Below are 3421 nucleotides of genomic sequence, written 5' to 3' on the forward strand. Positions count from 1 at the left end.
CGGCGGTCTCGCGCTATCTCGACAAGCTGGTGACCCTCGGCAGCCCGATCAAGCAGGTGCACTTCATGGACGTCAAGCAGAGCATGCGCAATGGCGGGGGCCCCGCCTGTCTGCGTCTGCGGGTCGCCCTCAATGATGCGGAGCTGGCCGCCGTCAACCAGGCCTGCCTAATGAACGACACCCTCTTCACCCGTCTCAACCAGTGGGTCGACAAGCACTACCGGGATCGCCTCTCGTTCGACGACCTGCGCGATCCGGCGCTGGTGAGCGAGTCACGGGCCGCCCTCGACGAGCTGACCCAGATCCTCCAGCTCGGCGCCGTCTACCCCTTCCAGCGCTAAGCCGGCCCCCTGTACAGCGAACCCGCCANNCCCGGGCGTGATTGCCACAGGGTGACATCGTGGCGTGACGGTCAGAGGATCATAGTGACGACGTCATTGCCACGGCGCGTAACGCCCGAGCAAACGGCTCGCCCCCTCGATGGCCCCCTCGGCCCCCTGCTTGCCCAAGCGCGCCATCAGCCCCTTGCGGGTACGATAGTGGACCGCCAGCACGCGCCGGGTATGGGCCTGCTCCATGAGGTAGTCGTCGCTGGTCTTGAGCTCATCCACCAGCCCCAGCTCCCGCCCCTGGCTCGCCAGCCAGTGTTCGCCCGTGGTGACCTTGTCGATATCCAGGGTCGGACGGTGCGCCTGCACGAACTCCTTGAAGCGTTCGTGGATCTCTCCGAGCTCCTCGCGAAACTTGGCCCGCCCCTCGTCGTCGTTCTCACCAAACACCGTCAGGGTGCGCTTGTACTGGCCGGCGGTGTGCATCTCAAAATCGATGTCGTGTTTTTTCAGAAGCTTGTTGAAGTTGGGCAACTGAGCCACCACGCCGATGGAGCCCACGATGGCAAACGGTGCCGCCAGGATGCGGTCGGCCACGCAGGCCATCATGTAGCCGCCGCTCGCCGCCACCTTGTCCACCGCCACCGTGAGGGGGATCTCTTTGTCCTTGATACGCTGCAGCTGGGAGGCACACAGGCCATAGCCGTGCACCACACCACCACCCGACTCGAGGCGCACCAGCACTTCGTCCTGGGGAGTCGCCACGGTGAGCACGGCACTCACCTCTTCACGCAGGGCACTCACCTCGCGGGCATCCATGCTCCCCTTGAAGTCGATGACAAACAGCCGTGAGCGGTGATCCTCCTTGCTGCGGGCCTTCTCCTCCTGCTTGTGTTGCTTCTCGAGGGCCTTGCGCCCCTCCTTGTCCGCCAGCAGGGTCGAGAGGCGAAAGCGGGTCTCCTCGAAATCGGCGCCAAGATCGGTCACATCCAGTTGCCCCTTGCTCCCCTTGTTGCCCCGCCCCGCCAGGGTCAGGATCACCACGGCGGCCCCCAGGGCCAGCAGCAGGGTCAGGGTCTTGGCCAGAAACAGGCCGTACTGAGTCAAAAACTCCACGTATTCCTCCAGGCGAACGCTTCGCCACTCTCGATGGTCATGCCGGCAATAATGACACAACTCCTCAATTTTATTCACTTTTTGACATCAGAGACTGGTCAAGCGCCCCCCGGTGTCAGTACACTTGCGCCGTTTAGGTACGCCATACAGGAGAGCGCGATCATGATGGACTATCAGGCTGATGCCCAGTTGCTTGCCGGCAAGGTTATTCTGGTGACCGGTGCGGGTGACGGGATTGGCAAGGAGGCGGCCATCACCTATGCCGCCCATGGCGCCACCGTGATCCTGCTCGGTCGCACCGCCGCCAAGCTGGAGGCGACCTTCGACGCCATCGAGGCCGCAGGCTACCCCCTGCCCGCCATAGTCCCGCTGGATCTCAAGCAGGCCACCGCCGCCGATTACCGTGGCCTGGCCGAGACCTTCCAGCGCCAGTTTGGCCGCCTCGACGGTGTGCTCTTCAACGCCGGCCTGCTCGGCGTGCTCTGCCCCTTCGACCAGATCAAGGAGAAGGAGTGGGACGAGGTGATGCAGGTCAACGTCAAATCCGAGTTCCTGATGACCCAGGCCATGCTTCCCCTGCTGCGCAGCACCGCCAAGGTCCAGGGCGAGGCGGTACTGCTCTACACCTCTTCCGGCGTGGGTCGCAAGGGGCGCGCCTACTGGGGCACCTACGCCATCTCCAAGTTTGCCGTCGAAGGCATGATGGAGGTATTGGCCGACGAGCTGGAAAATACCGGGGTTCGGGTCAACTCCATCAACCCGGGCGGCACTCGCACCAGGATGCGTGCCAGCGCCTTCCCGGCCGAGGATCCCATGACCCTCAAGACGGCAGCCGACCTGATGCCCCTCTATCTCTACCTGATGGGCGCAGACAGCCGCGGCGAGAACGGCAAGACCTTCGTCGCTCAGCCCAAATAGGGGACAGGGGAGACAAGGGTGGCTAGGCTAGGTGATGGGGGCGAGCAACGCCCCGCCACGAGAGAGTCGGATATGCAGGAAACGGACCCGCAGAAGGGGCAAGCCCTGTTTCGCCCTCGCAGTACGGTGGAGCAATGGCGCATCTTCCAGGCCGTGGTNNGCCAATCCTCTCTCAACCACGCCGTGGCCAAGCTGCAGCAATCCCTCGGGGTGGCCCTGCTCGAGGTGCGTGGACGCAAGGCCGAGCTGACCACGGCCGGAGAGATCTTCCTCAAGCGCTCGCGCCAGTTGCTGGCCCAGATGGAGGATCTCGAAGGGCTGGCCCACAACATAGAGCGCCAGTGGGAGTCCCAGATCAACCTCTACGTCTCGGCCCTGCAGCCCAGAGAGCGCCTCTATCGGGTGCTGGCCCGCTTCCAGCCTCGCTCGCGGGGTTGTCGCATCAACCTGCACGAGCGCATCCATTGTCATGTCGGAGCCCTGCAACCCGGTGATCTGATGATGACCGAGCACCTGCCCCCCGATCGGGGTGGCGTGCCCCTCGACGAGGTGCTGATGCTTCCCGTCTGCGCCCCCCATCATCCTCTCGCCGCCGGCCAGGCACCGCTGAACGACGAGCAGCTCGCCACCCACACCCAGGTGAGCCTGCACCCGCCCATTCATCGCTCCCTGGACTGGAGTCAGGAGAGCGACACCGGCTGGGCCGTGACCCACTACACTGAAGCGCTGCGCCTCATCCTGCAAGGACTCGGTTATGGCTGGATGCCGGCCCATCAGGTGCGCACCCTCATCGATGAAGGCAAGCTGGTGCGTCTCAACCCCGAGTCGGGGGGGGAGCGCCGCCTCTTTACCTACCTGCTGACCACGGACACCAGCCAGCTGGGTCCTGCCACCGAACTGCTGCTGCGTCTGCTGCGCGCCGAGTACCAGCCGCCGGCGCCTTAGGCGTTACGCACCCTCAGGCATCCCAGCAGGGCCAGCAGAGCAAGCCCCACCGAGACCACGAAGACCCCGTGAAAGCTCCACGCCTCGGCCACCAGGCCGGCAATGGCACCGGC

Annotated in this window: 4 protein-coding genes; 3 read left to right on the forward strand and 1 reads right to left on the reverse strand. The window is 64.6% G+C overall.

Annotation, left to right across the window (positions count from 1 at the left end; genetic code table 11):
• The coding region (locus BN1133_RS06270) for an N-succinylarginine dihydrolase (protein ID WP_197273651.1) at nucleotides 1-341 on the forward strand (341 nt) is incomplete at its 5' end.
• A 93-nt stretch (nucleotides 342-434) separates the two neighbouring features.
• Here the strand turns inward: BN1133_RS06270 and sohB are convergent.
• The gene (gene sohB, locus BN1133_RS06275) at nucleotides 435-1445 is read right to left on the reverse strand and encodes a protease SohB (RefSeq protein ID WP_050665689.1); all 1011 of its coding nucleotides are present in this window, start codon (nucleotides 1443-1445) and stop codon (nucleotides 435-437) included.
• Nucleotides 1446-1607: 162 nt separating this feature from the next.
• On the opposite strand from sohB, the gene BN1133_RS06280 reads away from it, so the two are divergent.
• Both BN1133_RS06280 and BN1133_RS06285 read left to right on the forward strand, forming a co-directional pair.
• Nucleotides 1608-2363, forward strand: a complete 756-nt coding sequence (locus BN1133_RS06280) for a YciK family oxidoreductase (RefSeq protein WP_082177925.1) — start codon at nucleotides 1608-1610, stop codon at nucleotides 2361-2363.
• 105 nt (nucleotides 2364-2468) lie between these two features.
• The gene (locus tag BN1133_RS06285; protein WP_050665691.1) at nucleotides 2469-3308 is read left to right on the forward strand and encodes a LysR family transcriptional regulator; all 840 of its coding nucleotides are present in this window, start codon (nucleotides 2469-2471) and stop codon (nucleotides 3306-3308) included.
• Nucleotides 3309-3421: the final 113 nt, after the last annotated feature.

Origin of the sequence: Aeromonas schubertii, from assembly GCF_000820105.1 — a bacterium.
Lineage (GTDB): Bacteria > Pseudomonadota > Gammaproteobacteria > Enterobacterales > Aeromonadaceae > Aeromonas > Aeromonas schubertii.

Coding starts and splice junctions, on each gene's coding strand:
- BN1133_RS06280 (WP_082177925.1), top strand. CDS start 1,608: ATGATGGACTATCAGGCTGATGCCCAGTTGCTTGCCGGCAAGGTTATT.